The organism is Polaromonas sp. (genome assembly GCF_049790275.1).
GTDB lineage: Bacteria > Pseudomonadota > Gammaproteobacteria > Burkholderiales > Burkholderiaceae_C > Polaromonas.
Window position 1 is genome coordinate 1 of the sequence record NZ_JBAQYR010000006.1, and the last position, 15,663, is coordinate 15,663.

A 15,663-nucleotide genomic window follows, 5' to 3' on the forward strand; every position below is an offset into this window, starting at 1 on the left:
GACGTATAGGGTGTGACGCCTGCCCGGTGCTGGAAGATTAAATGATGGGGTGCAAGCTCTTGATTGAAGTCCCAGTAAACGGCGGCCGTAACTATAACGGTCCTAAGGTAGCGAAATTCCTTGTCGGGTAAGTTCCGACCTGCACGAATGGCGTAACGATGGCCACACTGTCTCCTCCTGAGACTCAGCGAAGTTGAAATGTTTGTGATGATGCAATCTCCCCGCGGAAAGACGGAAAGACCCCATGAACCTTTACTGTAGCTTTGTATTGGACTTTGAACAGATCTGTGTAGGATAGGTGGGAGGCTTTGAAGCCCGGTCGCTAGATCGGGTGGAGCCAACGTTGAAATACCACCCTGGTGTGTTTGAGGTTCTAACCTAGGTCCATTATCTGGATCGGGGACAGTGCATGGTAGGCAGTTTGACTGGGGCGGTCTCCTCCCAAAGTGTAACGGAGGAGTTCGAAGGTACGCTAGTTACGGTCGGACATCGTGATAATAGTGCAATGGCATAAGCGTGCTTAACTGCGAGACTGACAAGTCGAGCAGATGCGAAAGCAGGACATAGTGATCCGGTGGTTCTGTATGGAAGGGCCATCGCTCAACGGATAAAAGGTACTCTGGGGATAACAGGCTGATACCGCCCAAGAGTTCATATCGACGGCGGTGTTTGGCACCTCGATGTCGGCTCATCTCATCCTGGGGCTGTAGCCGGTCCCAAGGGTATGGCTGTTCGCCATTTAAAGAGGTACGTGAGCTGGGTTTAAAACGTCGTGAGACAGTTTGGTCCCTATCTTCCGTGGGCGCTGCAGATTTGAGGAAGCCTGCTCCTAGTACGAGAGGACCGGAGTGGACGAACCTCTGGTGTACCGGTTGTCACGCCAGTGGCATTGCCGGGTAGCTAAGTTCGGAAGAGATAACCGCTGAAAGCATCTAAGCGGGAAACTCGTTTCAAGATTAGATCTGCCGGGGCCTTGAGCCCCCTAAAGAGTCGTTCAAGACCAGGACGTTGATAGGTCAGGTGTGGAAGCGCAGTAATGCGTTAAGCTAACTGATACTAATTGCTCGTGCGACTTGACCCTATAACTTTGATTGATTTCAAAGTTGTTATGCCCAAGTGACGCATTCAAAAACTGTGCTCGCAAGAGCACAAGACATTAAATAAAAGCTGATTTGCTCTATGAATCCGATGGATTGTTCAATGAACAATTTGTCAAAAAGTTATGCCTGATGACCATAGCAAGTTGGTACCACTCCTTCCCATCCCGAACAGGACAGTGAAACGACTTAGCGCCGATGATAGTGCGGATTCCCGTGTGAAAGTAGGACATCGTCAGGCTCTTACAGCAAGATCCGCCCAGTCAGCTTCACGCCGACTGGGCGTTTTCTTTTGTGCGACTGAAATTGCCAATCCAGAACAATTGACGCATTAGTAAGCGCGCGGAAATTCACGCCCACTCTACTGAGATGCCTGCGTAAGACTGTCGACCGGACCTGCCACCACGGACGCATCACCGACGAGGTCGGCTCCGCAAATGATGGACTACGTGATGCCTGTCAATATGGAAGGGCCGAACGGATACGCCTGCCGTCCTATGCATTGAAAATCAGGGCATCACTTCTGTTGGCAACCTTGGAACGCACAAGCTCTCCCGTCAACAGCGCGATCCAGTCTTCCATCGGAGTGGTCAAAAAAAACCTTTCGCGGATAAGCTGAAAATATCTGAGGCTCTTCGCCCAGTCCACGAAATCAGAGTAAGGCAGTTGTTGCTGTTCCAATAGCTTGAATTTAAGCAAAACCTTGGCGGCGTGATGCGCGTGCCGGGCTGGATCTTGGACAAAGGCGCTGAGCCGCTCCCGCGATCGGCTCAGCACCTCGGCGCTGTACTGAAACACCGGGCCATGGCCAGGGATGACCCAACGCGGTTCCAGTTTCTGAATCAGGTCGAGCGTAGCGGCAACTTCGTCGAATGCATGTTCGCCTTCGATTTCCGGAAATACCACCCCAAAACCGTTTTGCCATAAGGCATCGGCAGAAATCAGGGTTCGGGATTGAGCTTCGAAAAGGATGATCGAGTGGGGATCGTGACCGGGGGCCGCAAGGATCTGCCAAGGGCGGTCGGCGAGTCGGATCTCGGTTCCCGGTACAAGCAGTGCATCGTATTTGAAGCGCGGGCAAAGTTGCCCAGTCGGCACATATGTCAGGGCGTCAGCGTCCCACACCGAAACAAGCGGCGCTTGCCCGGGGGGAATGTGCGTTCGAATTCGGGGATAGAAGTGCTGAAGGGCAGCATTGCCGCCACAGTGATCGCTATGCAGATGCGTGTTTAGTAGCAAATCCAGCGGCCGCTGTTCCAGCGCGGCATCCACCAACTCGAGTGTCTGCCCGGAATGCGTGCAGTAGCCGCTGTCGACGAGTGCGCAACTGTCTTGACCAATAAACAAAACATTGTTTGATGACAGCCAGCCGCGTTCGAAAACCTGAACTCCCGCAGGCAAGGTTACCTCAGCCATCTTGGCGACCACCCCTCATGCCGCGGCTCTTAGTTCGCGTCTGAGAATTTTCCCGACGTTGGTTTTTGGCAGGTCGTCGCGAAACTCAATATATTTGGGACGTTTGTAGCCGGTGAGATTCTGATTGCAGTACTCGGCTATCTGTTCTTCGGTGAGCGTGGGATCGTTTTTGACAATGAAAATCTTGATGGCTTCGCCCTGCTTGTCATCCGCGATGCCAATGGCTGCACATTCAACAACCCCCGGGCACAGAGAGACAACATTTTCGAGCTCGTTGGGGAAGACGTTGAACCCGGACACGATGATCATGTCTTTCTTGCGGTCAACAATTTTGGTGTAACCGTGCGAATCCATGATACCGATGTCACCAGTTCGCATGAATCCGTCAGCCGTAAAGGCTTTCTCGTTCTCGGCGGGTTGCTGGTAGTAGCCGGTCATCACCTGAGGACCTTTGACGCAGATTTCGCCCGACTCTCCGACGGCCAGCGAACGACCTTCATCGTCCTTGATGGCAATATCTATGCTCGGCAAAGGCAGGCCGATCGTGCCGCTGAACTGGGTGCTGAGCACCGGATTGTTGGTGCCGATCGCGCAGGTCTCGCTCATCCCCCAGCCCTCGATCATGGGACACCCGGTGACTTCCAGCCAGCGCTTTGCCGTTCCCTCCGAGGCTGCCATTCCGCCGGCCTGTGAAACGCACAGGCTGGAGAAGTCAACGGTCTTGATTTGCGGATGCTGCAGCAATGCATTGAACAGCGTATTGACAGCAGGCAGCATGTGAAAAGGACGTTTCTTGAGCACCTCAATGAAGCTCCTGAAGTCGCGAGGGTTCGGGATCAGCGTCAAATGGGAGCCCCAGCGGATCGCCAGCAAGCACAGGGTCAATGCGAAGATATGATAAAGCGGCAATGCCGCGATGCCATTGGTCTTGCTGACATCTCCGAGGCGGCGCAAGGCCGGTGTGAACCAGGCTTCGGCTTGCAGGATGGCCGCAACAATATTACGGTGGGTGAGCACGGCACCTTTAGACAGGCCGGTGGTGCCACCGGTGTATTGCAGAAAGGCGACTGAATCCAGCGTGCTCTGCGCGGGTTTGAGGGGCATGTGGGCGCCATCGGCCATGACGCGTTTGAAGGTTGTGACGGTGCGACCACCACCGAGTGGCAACTTGTATGCGGGCACCATTTTCGCGAGGTGCCGAACCGCAAAGGTGATCCATTGGCCATACCAGAAGCCCAGTAAATCCCCCATCGATGCGACGACGACATGCTTGACAGGCGTTCTGTCGATGACCTCCTCGAGCGTGCCCGCAAAATTCTCCAGGATCACGATGGTCGTGGCACCAGAGTCCTTGAGCTGGTGCTCGAGCTCACGAGCGGTGTACAGCGGGTTGACATTCACGCAGGTATAGCCGGCGCGGAGAATGCCGGCCATGGTGACTGCAAACTGCGGCACATTGGGCAGCATGATGGCTATGCGTGCGCCGGGCTCCAGTCCCAGATGCTGCAACCAGCCGCCCAGCGCCGAGGAGTACTCTTCGAGTTGCCCGTAGGACATCCAGCGATCCATGCAGACCGAGAAAGGCCGTGACGCATTTTTCCTGAAGGAATCTTCAAGCAACTGGTTCAGTGAGCGGAATTGCTCGGGGTCGATGTCGTGCGGTACCCCTTCGGGGTAGCTTTTGAGCCAAAACTTGTCCATTAAAAACTCCTTGTACGCCATTGTGAAAGCACTGGTGCTGCAAGCGTATCGGGCTTGTCCTAATGCGGCTGCGTCCCGGCAAGAAGTTGATGCAAACGGGTCTCGCAGGCGACAGCATCATCGTCGAACAGGGATGCCATCCAGGCTGACTCGCGGTTTTCCACCAGCGTCAAAAACTCATTGGCTCCTTTCATGTCGGCAAAGGCGTCAAAGCCGGATTCCAGAAAATTCTGCAAGGCACTGAGCCCTGCAGCTGCTGCCGGCGCCCGCATCATTCTCAGCAGGCTGCGCAAACCGAGCATGCGTGTCAGGTGATCAAGCTCCTGCCCCAGATGCAAGACCACCTGCAATTGCCGGCTGCGCGCCGGCATATCGCCGACCGCGCGCCAGCACTGGATGTAGCGAGCCGCCATGCTGCTTGCAGAGGTAAGCTGCCATTGCTGAGCCATCCTGTCATCGAGCTGTTCGGTGAGCGCATGCACCTCCGCCAGGGCCGCCGCTGTTTCAACGACTGCCGCGGGGAAAAGCCGGGCGATGGTGTTCGCTATACGTGCAAACTGCTGGTCCCGCTGCGCGTAGTCCTTGTCGCCGTACAACTCGTTCAGGAAAAAATGCGCCGCCCCTTGATAACGCCGGCTGGCGAGAAGGTCGGCATAAGTCGCCTTAAAACGTTGCGCCTGGAAGCGTTTGATTTCCAGGCAGGCGGTATGGAGCGTGGGATTGGCCATGCGGCTTTGTCGCAGCAGCGAAACCGATTGCATGGCTTCGCGAATTCGATTGGCGGCAGGGTCCATATAAACACCGAGTTTATCTAGATGCAGCGCCCTATTGAAACTACCGGACTGCATGAGAAACTTGACCGATGCAAAGAAGGACCTTACTGAAACTCGGCACAGTGTCGGCGGCCGTGCTGGCGGTGGCCGGCGGCGCCGCAGCGTTGATGTCGGTGGGTTTGCATGAAGGCAGGCTGGGTCCGGCGGGTCGGGATGTCTTCAAGGCCATTGGCCGCGCTGTGCTTGACCACAGCCTGCCCCGCGACGGGAACCTCCGACAGACGGCCTTGAACAGCCTGCTGGATCGCGTGGATGAGCTGACCGTGGCCCTGCCTCCTCATGCGCAGGCGGAGCTTTCGCAACTGTTGTCTGTGCTGGCGAGTACGCCGGGTCGCCATCTTCTGGCCGGGTTGAATGAAACATGGCCGCTGGCGACAGAAGGCCAAATCCGGCAGGCCCTCCAGGGAATGCGGCTGTCTGGTCTGGCGATGCGCCAGCAGGCGTATGCCGCGTTGCATGACATCACCGCTGCGGCCTACTTCTCAGACGCATCGACCTGGTCGCAACTTGGCTACCCCGGCCCTGTCCGGATCTGAAAGAAAAAAAGAATGAGCCAAGTCCGAGACCCGATCCGCGAAGGCTTGACGCGCGGCTGGAAAGTTACGGGTGGTGCTTTGGGCCCCGTACCGGAAAAGATAGTCTGCGATGTTGCCATCGTCGGCAGTGGTGCCGGCGCCGGTGTCACCGCCGAACTGCTTGCCAAAGCGGGCTTGAAGGTGGTGATGATTGAAGAGGGGCCGCTCAAGAGCAGCACTGACTTTCATCAGAAGGAGTCGGAAGCCTACCCCCAGCTCTACCAGGAAAGCGCGGCACGGAAGACGGAGGACAAAGCGATCAACATCCTGCAGGGCCGCTGTGTTGGGGGTTCCACCACAGTCAACTGGACCAGCTCGTTCAGGACACCCGGGCCGACACTGCGGTTCTGGCAGGAAAACTTCGGACTGGCGGACTACAGCGCGGAAGCGCTTGCGCCTTACTTCGCGCAGGCCGAAAAGCGGCTGAACATTCTCCCATGGCTTACGCCACCCAACGAGAACAATGACCTGCTGCGCCGTGGCGCGGCCAAGCTGGGCATTCAGGCCGCGGCCATTTCACGCAACGTCAAAGGGTGCTGGAACATCGGTTCCTGCGGTCTCGGTTGTCCGACCAATGCCAAGCAATCGATGCTGGTGACCACCATCCCGGCAGCGCTGGACTTGGGCGCACAGTTGCTCACCGAAATGCGCGTGGAAAGCTTCGAGCTGGCCAACGGCAAGGTGACCGCGCTCTACTGCCAATCTGTGATGCCAAATGGTGCTCCAGCCCTTTCTGGTCATGCGCGATCAGCTACCAAAATAATAGCAAATCACTATGTGCTGGCGGGCGGTTCCATCAACTCCCCCGGGGTCCTGTTGCGCTCCGGTGCGCCTGACCCCCACGGCTTGCTGGGCGCCCGGACTTTTTTGCACCCGGTAGTGATGAGCTCAGCCGTATTTACGCAGAAAGTGGAAGCCTGGAACGGTGCACCGCAAACCATCTACAGTGATCACTTTCTGGACACGCAGGCCATTGATGGACCCATTGGCTACAAGTTGGAGGCACCGCCGTTGCATCCGGTTATTTTTGCGTCCACAGTTCCAGGCATGGGACAAACCCAACAGGAGCTGCTTAAAACCTTCCCGCACAACCACACCTTGCTGGCGCTGTTGCGCGACGGGTTTCACAGTGAGTCACCCGGCGGAAAAGTCAAGCTGCGTGGCGACGGTTCTGCCGTGCTCGACTATCCGCTGACCGGCTATGTGATGGACGGAGCGCGCAGGGCCCTGCTGTCGATGATGGAAATCCAGTTTGCCGCCGGCGCGCGCCAGGTGTTGCCTTTGCATGAAATGGCCCAGCCGTACACAAGCTGGGCGCAGGCCCGTGACGCCGTGAATGCCCTGCCCATGAAGCCGATGTTGACCAAAGTGGTGAGTGCCCATGTGATGGGTGGCTGTGGCATGGGTGGCCAGGAAAAGCTGGGTGTAATCCGGCCCGACGGCGTGCACTGGCAGCTCGAAAATCTGTCCATTCATGATGGGTCGATTTTCCCTACCAGCATTGGCGCCAATCCCCAGCTGTCCATCTATGGCACCGTCAATCGTCTGGCGCAGGGTCTGGCCAGGCGGCTGACCGGCCGCGACGTGGTGCTGGCTTGAGCGCCAGGCACCGACCCAACACTGTCCATGCTGGCACGCCTTCAGCAATTCATCACCCTCTCGCTATTGGCCGCTGCCTGCTTATGGCTGGCGTTCTTCTGGAGCAATTCGACAGTATTGGCTTTCACCGGTTTTGTCGTTCTTGTCCTCGGATATTCCGGCTTTCTCGCTATCGAGTTTGTGGCTTTGAAATTTGTCAACCGGAGCGATCCGGTGCCGCAGCCTTCATGGCAAGAGTTGATGGCGGCCTGGCTGGGCGAAACCTTGACGGCGCCGCGGGTGTTTTGCTGGCGCCAGCCGTTTCGCTCACGGGCGGTTCCTGACCAGCTCTCACCGCCATTGGCGGTCCAGGGCCGTCGCGGCGTTGTGTTCATTCATGGGTTTTTCTGCAACCGTGGTTTCTGGGCGCCCTGGTTAAAGCAGCTTCAGGGTACGGGGCATGCCTATGCAGCCGTCAACCTTGAGCCGCCTTTCTCCTCCATCGATGCTTATGTTCCGCAGATCGAAGCTGCGATCCAGCAGGTGACGGCCGCCAGCGGACTGCCGCCGCTGCTGGTGTGCCACAGCATGGGCGGACTGGCCGCGCGGGCCTGGCTCAAGGCCATGGCAGGAGAAAATCGCATCCATCATGTCGTGACACTGGGAACGCCGCACCGGGGAACGTGGCTGGCTCGTTTTAGCCGGCTGGCCAACGGCCGGCAGATGCAGTTGTCTGGACAATGGCACCGGGAGCTGGACCAGAACATGCCTCCGCATCGGCATTCCCTGTTCACTTGCTGGTATTCGAATTGCGACAATATTGTGTTTCCAAGCTCTACAGCAACGTTGCCTGGCGCCGACAATCGGCTGGCGCGCGGTGCGGCTCATGTGCAGCTGGCATTTTTGCCGCAGGTAATGCGTGCCACGCTGGCAATGACGGGCGGTGAACTGTGGAAAAATGCCCAAAACTAGTAACAAGGTTTTATCTTGGGTAACAAGTTGTGTAAGCTAGAGGCTGTTCTCGTTTGGCTTGGACGCTGGGATAAAAATGCCTCTGATAGTGGTCATGGAAGACGACGCGGCCACGCGCACGCTGGTGGCTTCGGTACTCAGAAAAGACGGGTATGACGTCCTGTCGGCTGACAACGGTTTGTCCGGCCTTGAGCTGGTACGTCAAAACAAGCCGGACCTGGTGATCAGCGACGTGCAGATGCCCGTGATGGACGGATTTTCGATGCTGCAAGCCTTGCGTGCCGATCCGGCCATTCTGGCCATTCCCGTGGTTCTGCTGACTTCGCTCCAGGAACGAGCCCACATGCGCATCGGCATGACCAGTGGAGCTGATGACTACATCACAAAACCTTTCCGGCCGGGTGAGTTGCGCGAGGCAGCCGCGGCTCAGCTCAACAAGCGGCACATGCAGGCAGCAGTCCAGGTCATGGCTGTGGAAGCAGCGGTTCAGGCCGCCCTGGAAGACCAGAAACAGCAACTGACCCGCTTGTACGAGAAAAAACTGGCTGCTGAACTCAGTGAAAAATGGCCTGCCGCAAATGCGACGGACCAGGATGAAAAGTATTCGAATGCCACGGTTCTGTTTGTTGATGTGCTCAACTATGCGGGACTGGCCGAGAAGCTCTCCAACGCTGAACTCAGTGATGTTGTCCGGCAGTTTTACAGCAATGCAGGGGATACCGTGCATCTGTTCGGCGCGCGCCACATGCAGTTTGTCGGTGAAGGTCTGCTGGTTGTTTTTGTGGACACGACAGATACCACCTCCGTCAACCATGGCCTGCGTGCCGCGCGTGCTGCCCTTGGCCTGATCGATTCTGCAAAACGCGTGCAGCAGTTCCTGAACGCTCATTTCCCCGGGCACAGGCTGCCGCGTTTCGATGTCAGTGTGGCCTTGAACAGTGGCCCGGTGGCGCTGGCCAAACTCGAGGATCCTTTGCATGGTGCTGTGCAGATCCTGCCGGTAGGCGATACGGTGAGCGCCACCTTGCTGCTACAGAAGCAGGCTCACAAGGCAGGATGGCGGATTGCCGCCAGTGTTGCCATGCTGCGCGGCGTCACGGGCGCGGTGAACATCGGTGGGCGGGCGCTGGTTTCCCTGCCAGGCCGCACGGCTGCGCTTGATGCTGCCGAGTTGCTGGGCCTCGCGTTGGCTTGACGACAGGAGTCTCTGACGCGAGCCTCATGACCAGAAAAAAGACGGTTTCCCTTCGTCGTGTTCTGGTGGCGAGCCTGCTGGTTTTTGCGCTTGTGCCGGCAAGCCTGGTCGCCTGGCTGATGGCGCGAAGCAGCGACCAGGCCGTCCAGGACCTGGCGGGTGGAATTCTCTTCAATGTTGCTGCGCGGATCCAGGCCGGCACGGAAGCTCACTTAGGCCAGGCCCATACCGCGCTCAACGGTCTTTTCCCCGAGAATTTGAGTTCCGCCCAAACCGAGCAGGCCCGCGAATGGCTGCGCCAGAGCGCCCTTTTCGAGCCCATGGCTTTTGCCCTGAGCCGCCAGTCGCCTCATGTGCCCAGCCTGTACTTCGGCAACAACCGCGGCGAATATTTCTCGGTAGAAAGTGTCAGCGGGGGCACAACTGTCCTGCTGCGCGGTCCGGCCGAGACGGGCCTGCAGGCTTTCATGGCGCGCCGACCTGGCGACCGCAGTCGGGCACTGGCTGTCGCGCAGGCCCATTTTGAGCCGCGCACCCAGGCTTGGTACCAAGGTGCCCTGGCTGCCAAAGGGCGCATCTTCTCGCCGATCCAGGCGGTGCCGGGCAAGCCGCAGTTGTTTGTCACGCTCTCCCAGCCTGTTTACGACAGCGACGGAGGCGCCGCGGGCGTATTCGGGGTGGATCTGTACCTGCAGCGTCTGGCCGACCTGCTGCAGACCCAGCGACTCAGCGCGCGCGGCGCGGCTTTTATCGTGGACGAGGCGGGGTGGCTGGTCGCCGGGTCGGCCGGGGACACCCTGTTCGAGGATGTTCAGGGCCAGCCTGCGCGCCGAAGCCCTCAGACCAGCGCCAACCCGGTCATCCGGGCCAGCTTTCTGGCGCTGCAGCTTGAGCAGGCCATCAAACGCGAGGATTCGGTGGCCAGCAACACCACTTTGCGGCGGCTGCCGATGCCGGGCGGCGGCACCCTGATGACGGTACAGCGTCCCTTCGGCGAGTCTTTGGGCTTGCACTGGACGCTGGTCGTCGCAGCCCCCGAGAGCGACTTTACAGCAGAGATCACCCGGGCCTGGGAAGTGTCCTTGATGCTGATCGGCGCGCTGGTTCTGCTCGGGGCCGGAGCCGCGTTTTACGTGGCCAATCGCATCGGCCGCAGACTCAGGCGCTTGAGTGTGGCGGCACAGAAGCTTGGCCGGGGAGAGGTTCCACGCATAGACAGTGGTACCCATTTACGCGAGGTGATGGAGCTTTCGAGGGTCATGCACGACAGCGCTGAGCAGCTCAAGAGTTACCGCGCAGAAGTGCAGGCCAAGACACGGACGATCGAAGAGGCGAACGAGCTGCTGGAGGATCGGGTAGCTCAGCGCACCGTCGAATTGCTCGCCTCGCGTGAGGAAGCCCTGCAGGCGGCGCGGGCGAAGGCCGCATTCCTGGCGACCATGAGCCATGAGATCCGCACGCCGCTCAACGGCGTGGTGGGCATGAGCACATTGCTGGCCGAGACCGCACTGGATGACGAGCAGAGCGACTACCTGCAAACCATCCGGCTTTCGAGCGACCAGCTGTTGGCGGTGATCAACGACATTCTGGATTTTTCCAAAATAGAATCCGGCAAGCTGGACCTGGAAGCCGAGCCGCTGAGCCTGCGCAGCACCATCGAGGAGGCTTGCGACATCGCTGCCCCGCGCGCCCGGGAGAAAAACCTCGAGCTGATTGTCGACATGCCGGAAGCTGCGGGCAATGATTCGCTGGTGCTGCCGGCAGCCATATCTGGCGATGTAACCCGCATCCGCCAGATACTCATCAACCTGATCAACAACGCCGTTAAGTTCACCGAGGAGGGTGAAGTCACGGTGAGCGTCCGGCCAATGTCCAGCCTGGATCCCTCGCGTGTGCGTGTGGAGTTCCGCGTGACTGACTCGGGTATTGGCATACCAGCTGACCGTGTCAGTGCACTGTTCCAGGCCTTTACCCAGGTCGACGCATCCACCACCCGCAAATATGGCGGCACCGGCCTGGGCCTGGCCATCTGCAAGCGGCTGGTTGAACTCATGGGGGGTGATATCGGGGTGGACAGTGTGCCGGGCCAGGGCTCGAGCTTCTGGTTCACCCTGCAGGCGCCACTCGCTGAGTTGCCTCCGGTTGCTACCGCCGTCGATGCGGCTGCATTACACGGCAAGCGCGCTCTCGTGGTGGATGACCACCTGACCAATATCCGCGTCCTGAGCCGACAGCTTCAGATGTGGGGTATGCAGGTCAGCAAGGCAGAGTCGGGGACCCAGGCGCTGCAGGCGCTGGCCCTGGCGCAGAGCGGCGGGGCCCTGCCGGATATTGTCATCACGGACATGCACATGCCCGGAATGGACGGCGTGGCGTTGGCGCGGGCGATCAAGGCCAAGCCAGCCATGGCCAAGCTGCCACTGGCGCTGCTGACGTCCGGTTTCATGCCGCCAGGCCATGAAGCAGCCCAGCTCTTTGAGGCGCGATTGCTCAAGCCTGCCCGGCAGAGGCAGCTCTTCGATGCGCTGGCGCGCTGCCTGTCGGCGCCAGGCAGCCACAAGTTGCCGCAGGAAGCTCCGGCGTTCGCTGAAGACGCCAGCACCGCAAAGAACTTGACATTGCTCGTGGTGGATGACAATGCCGTTAACCTCAAAGTTGCTTGTGCCATGCTTGCCAAACTGGGGTACCGCACTGCAACCGCGATTGACGGCAGGGAGGCCGTTCAGGCCGTGGCCCGGGCCCATGGCGCTGGCGAGAGATTTGGCGCGGTGCTGATGGACATCAATATGCCGCGCATGAACGGTTTCCAGGCCACGCAGCAAATCCAGACCATGATGGGCAAGAAAGCGCCCCCCATCATTGCCTTAACCGCGGCGGCCTCGCCAGACGACCGCGCACGCTGTGCCGCAGCCGGCATGGATGACTACCTGACTAAACCGCTTCATGTTGCGGCGCTGGCGGAAGTCCTGGAACGCTGGTTGCCCCTCATGAACGCGGCAGCGCAAGGCGCTGGCGGGTTTGCGGCCTCGCCGCAGGGGTCTGGCAAGGCTTCGGACTCTGATTCGCGGGTGACGACGCCAGCTTTAAGCAGCAAATCACGGTCCGCAGCCGAGCCTTTGTTGATGGACCTTGAGCGGCTGGCCCAGTTCAAGGAATTCGATGACGATCAATTGAGCATGACCCGGGAGGTGATTGCCCTGTTTGTTGCCGATGCCTCCCAGCGCCTGAAAGCCATCGATGAGAGCATTCGTGCCAATGACGCCGTTGCCCTGGCGTGGGCAAGCCATGCCCTGGTGGGCGCAACCAGCAACGTCGGGGCCGTCGCCATGCATGTCGTTTGCAGCGAACTTGAGCTGGTAGCCAAAACGGGTGTTGTTCCTGCCGATGCGCCCCAGCAACTGGAAAGGCTTCGGGCTTACTGGGCCAAAACCAGTGAAATTCTTGATTCCTGGGCCTGATCAGACCTGGATCAAAGGGTATGCCCAGTTTTTTTGGAGGCTGGACGGACCATCTTCCAGAGCTGATCTCTTGATATAAGTGGGCCCACACTTTTCAACAATGGCCGGATTAAAGGCAAAAGTGAAATTTGATCGGCGTGACTTTTTTCACATCAATGAGAGAGCATATTTACTACCCAGATTTGAGCAGGCTTCATACGCTTAACAACCTGTAACACCTAAGCCTTGAAGATGAACACCCTGTTGGACGCCGGATTCGTGGACTCTTCCCTGTCCCAGGATGCAGGTCGCCTGGCGCTGGGGCCGGATGCCCTGTCACTTTTGATCGACGTGCTGGGCCACGGTGTCATTGTGGTCAATGAGCGTGGCCAGATCATTCATGCCAATCGTGTGGCGCGCACCGAACTTAACCGCCGCCGGGTACTCGCCAAGGTCGGCTGCGAAGTTCATGCCATCACGCCGGCAGACAGCCGGACGCTGCAGGACGCGCTTGGCAAGGCGGGCGGCGGCAAACGGAGCCTGATCAATGTGTCTGCCGGTGGCCTGAATCTGACCCTGGCTGTTGTTCCCCTCAAGCTTGATGCAGATGCCTGGGAAACCCGGATCGCACTGCTTTTTGCCCGCGCCGAGGTCGGTGAATCGGGCATGTTCGGATTTTTTGCACGCAGTTATGGGCTGACCCAGACGGAAGAGCAGGTGCTGGCGATCTTGTGCCGGGGCTTGAGCACGCCGGAAATAGCGGTCCAGATGAAGGTGGCGGTTTCTACCGTGCGTAGCCATGTGCGCAGCCTTTGTGCAAAAACCGGCTCCAGCGGGGTGCGCGAGCTGGTCAACCGGGTTGCTGTCCTGCCTCCGGTGGCCCCTGTGCATCTGGCCCAGATTCATTGAAAAAATCCACTGCCCCCTGACGCAGCGCACACTGGCGGCCCGCCGCGTGCTAGATTACGGCTCATCATGAGCACGTCAATACCTTCCAACGAAGACCTTTACACCCCCCTGGTTCCGGAATTGCGCTCGTTGGCCCGCCGCGGCGTGCTGCGTACCTACCGAAAAAATGCGGTGCTGATCAATGAAGGCGAATCCGGGGACAGCCTGTTTGTGCTGCTCAAGGGCAGCGTCAAGGTTTTCGCCATGGACGAAAGCGGACGCGAAATCACCTACGGAACGGTGGACGCTGGCGACTATTTCGGTGAAATGTCTCTGGACGGCGGGCCGCGGTCTGCTTCCGTGATGACGCTGGAGCCCTGTACCTGCGCGGTCCTGAGTCGCACAGATGTCAGCGAGCATCTCGTCGAAGAGCCCGAATTTGCCATCAACCTGGTCGTTCAGGTGATCCGCCGGGCCCGCGCCGCGACGGAAACAGCGCGAAACATGGCACTGCTTGATGTATACGGGCGGCTGGTGGCCCTGCTGGAAGAGCGCCGCGAGGAAACGGGTGAGGCGGGCGGCGGCAGTACCACGCTCGAATCCATCACCCACCAGGACATCGCCAACCGCGTCGGGGCCTCGCGTGAGATGGTCAGCCGCTTGCTTAAAGACCTTGAAAAAGGCGGCTACATCGAGCTGGGCATCCGGCGCATCACTCTGCTCAAGAAGCTGCCCAGCCGCTGGTAAGCGAGCCCGGCCGCGGCTGTTGTTCCGTATGGCGCTGAGCCGTTGCGCACAGGGAAATGGACGCCGGCCAATCCCAACTCTTTTTTCTGGACGTTGCCGGTGAAATCAATCTATCGCTGTGCATGTTTTGCAGTACCTTCCAAGCTGCTCAGGAAGCTGGCCGACAAAGCCGAAGAGGCGGATCGCCATGTTCTCCACGGTCACATCGAAAGTGCCGCGCGTATTCGTACCCTGCGGAGCACCCGGGCTGCGAAGACGGTTGCAGCCTCGCCGATCCACGCACTTCAAACTGCCCCTAAATACCGGCGCAGCATTTTCGACGCGGGCGGTGGCATGGAACTGCCCGGCAAAGCTGTACGAGACGAGGACGACAAGCCCGTCAAGGACCGCGCTGCCAACCAGGCATATGACAATACGGGCATCACCCTGGATTTCTATCGCGAGATCTTTGGCCGCAACTCCATAGACGGCCACAACATGCGTGTCGAATCAGCGGTGCATTTTGGCGAAAACTTCGGCAATGCCATGTGGACCGGTGAGCAGATGATTTACGGCGATGGCGACAGCAATGTGGGCGGATTCACTGCGGCGTTGGACATCATCGCCCATGAACTGACGCATGGTGTCACGCAACACATGATTCCGGGTGGACTGGGGGTCGTTCGGGTTCCGCTGAAGGAGCGCGAGTTCAAGGAGCAGACACACGCGCTTCAGGGGCAAAGTGGGGCTCTTAACGAGTCCTTTTCCGATGTTGTCGGCAGCATGGTCAAGCAGTGGCATGCCGGGCAGGATGTTGCGCAAGCCAGCTGGTTGCTTGGTGAACACATGCTCGCGCCGCAGCATGGGCGTGCTATCCGTTCCCTGAGAGACCCCGGCAATTGCAAACTGACTTGGTATGAGGATGATCAGTTCAAAAGCATGGGCCAGTACGTCGATGGCTCGGATGTCCATGACAGTTCCGGTATTCCCAACCACGCTTTTTACCTGGCTGCCAAAAAAATAGGCGGCTTCTCATGGGAGAAAGCCGGCCCGATCTGGTACGAAGCCTTTGCAAAACTCAGCTCCAAAGCCAGCTTCCTTGACGCTGCGCAGGCAACCAGTCAGGTGGCTGGGTTACGCTTTGGTAGTAAGTCAAAAGAATACAAGGCTGTCATGGCCGCCTGGCAAGCGGTGAAAGTGTTGCCTTGAGCCTGGGCAGTTATGCCTTGCTTTGTTGGGGGGGCC

General features: G+C 58.8%; 11 protein-coding genes and 2 rRNA genes. 10 read left to right on the forward strand and 3 right to left on the reverse strand.

The genetic code is table 11. The features are described from left to right. Together WA904_RS00640 and rrf are read left to right on the forward strand one after the other, a co-directional pair. Positions 1 to 1,081, forward strand: a 23S ribosomal RNA gene (locus tag WA904_RS00640); the annotation flags it as partial. 144 nt (positions 1,082 to 1,225) lie between these two features. Further along, positions 1,226 to 1,338 (forward strand): 5S ribosomal RNA (rrf, locus tag WA904_RS00645). 254 nt (positions 1,339 to 1,592) lie between these two features. On the opposite strand, the gene WA904_RS00650 is transcribed toward rrf, so the two are convergent. The 3 genes from WA904_RS00650 to WA904_RS00660 are packed head-to-tail and all read right to left on the reverse strand — an operon-like array spanning position 1,593 to position 5,062. Continuing rightward, on the reverse strand, positions 1,593 to 2,513 hold the full coding sequence (locus WA904_RS00650) for an MBL fold metallo-hydrolase (protein ID WP_425195202.1): 921 nt from the start codon (positions 2,511 to 2,513) through the stop codon (positions 1,593 to 1,595). 15 nt (positions 2,514 to 2,528) lie between these two features. Beyond that, positions 2,529 to 4,214, reverse strand: a complete 1,686-nt coding sequence (locus tag WA904_RS00655) for an AMP-binding protein (protein WP_425195203.1) — start codon at positions 4,212 to 4,214, stop codon at positions 2,529 to 2,531. A gap of 59 nt (positions 4,215 to 4,273) precedes the next feature. Further along, positions 4,274 to 5,062, reverse strand: a complete 789-nt coding sequence (locus tag WA904_RS00660; protein ID WP_425195204.1) for an FFLEELY motif protein — start codon at positions 5,060 to 5,062, stop codon at positions 4,274 to 4,276. A 14-nt stretch (positions 5,063 to 5,076) separates the two neighbouring features. Here WA904_RS00660 and WA904_RS00665 point away from each other — a divergent pair, with 14 nt between their 5' ends. From WA904_RS00665 to WA904_RS00700, 8 genes are all read left to right on the forward strand, one after another. Next, positions 5,077 to 5,583, forward strand: coding sequence for a hypothetical protein (locus WA904_RS00665; RefSeq protein WP_425195205.1), 507 nt, complete (start codon positions 5,077 to 5,079; stop codon positions 5,581 to 5,583). A 12-nt stretch (positions 5,584 to 5,595) separates the two neighbouring features. After that, positions 5,596 to 7,221 (forward strand): GMC family oxidoreductase N-terminal domain-containing protein, encoded by a 1,626-nt coding sequence (locus tag WA904_RS00670; protein ID WP_425195206.1) that lies wholly within the window; start codon positions 5,596 to 5,598, stop codon positions 7,219 to 7,221. 27 nt (positions 7,222 to 7,248) lie between these two features. Beyond that, complete coding sequence (locus WA904_RS00675; protein ID WP_425195207.1) at positions 7,249 to 8,172, forward strand: esterase/lipase family protein; 924 nt, start codon at positions 7,249 to 7,251, stop codon at positions 8,170 to 8,172. Between the two features lie 76 nt (positions 8,173 to 8,248). Beyond that, entirely contained in the window at positions 8,249 to 9,367 is a 1,119-nt protein-coding gene (locus WA904_RS00680) for a response regulator (protein ID WP_425195208.1), read from the forward strand. Positions 9,368 to 9,393: 26 nt separating this feature from the next. Then, positions 9,394 to 12,825, forward strand: a complete 3,432-nt coding sequence (locus tag WA904_RS00685; protein ID WP_425195209.1) for a response regulator — start codon at positions 9,394 to 9,396, stop codon at positions 12,823 to 12,825. 231 nt (positions 12,826 to 13,056) lie between these two features. Next, a complete protein-coding gene (locus WA904_RS00690) occupies positions 13,057 to 13,713 on the forward strand; it encodes a helix-turn-helix transcriptional regulator (RefSeq protein WP_425195210.1) in 657 nt (218 codons plus the stop codon). Positions 13,714 to 13,779: 66 nt separating this feature from the next. Next, positions 13,780 to 14,439 (forward strand): Crp/Fnr family transcriptional regulator, encoded by a 660-nt coding sequence (locus WA904_RS00695; protein WP_425195211.1) that lies wholly within the window; start codon positions 13,780 to 13,782, stop codon positions 14,437 to 14,439. Between the two features lie 99 nt (positions 14,440 to 14,538). Next, positions 14,539 to 15,627 (forward strand): M4 family metallopeptidase, encoded by a 1,089-nt coding sequence (locus tag WA904_RS00700; protein WP_425195212.1) that lies wholly within the window; start codon positions 14,539 to 14,541, stop codon positions 15,625 to 15,627. Positions 15,628 to 15,663: the final 36 nt, after the last annotated feature.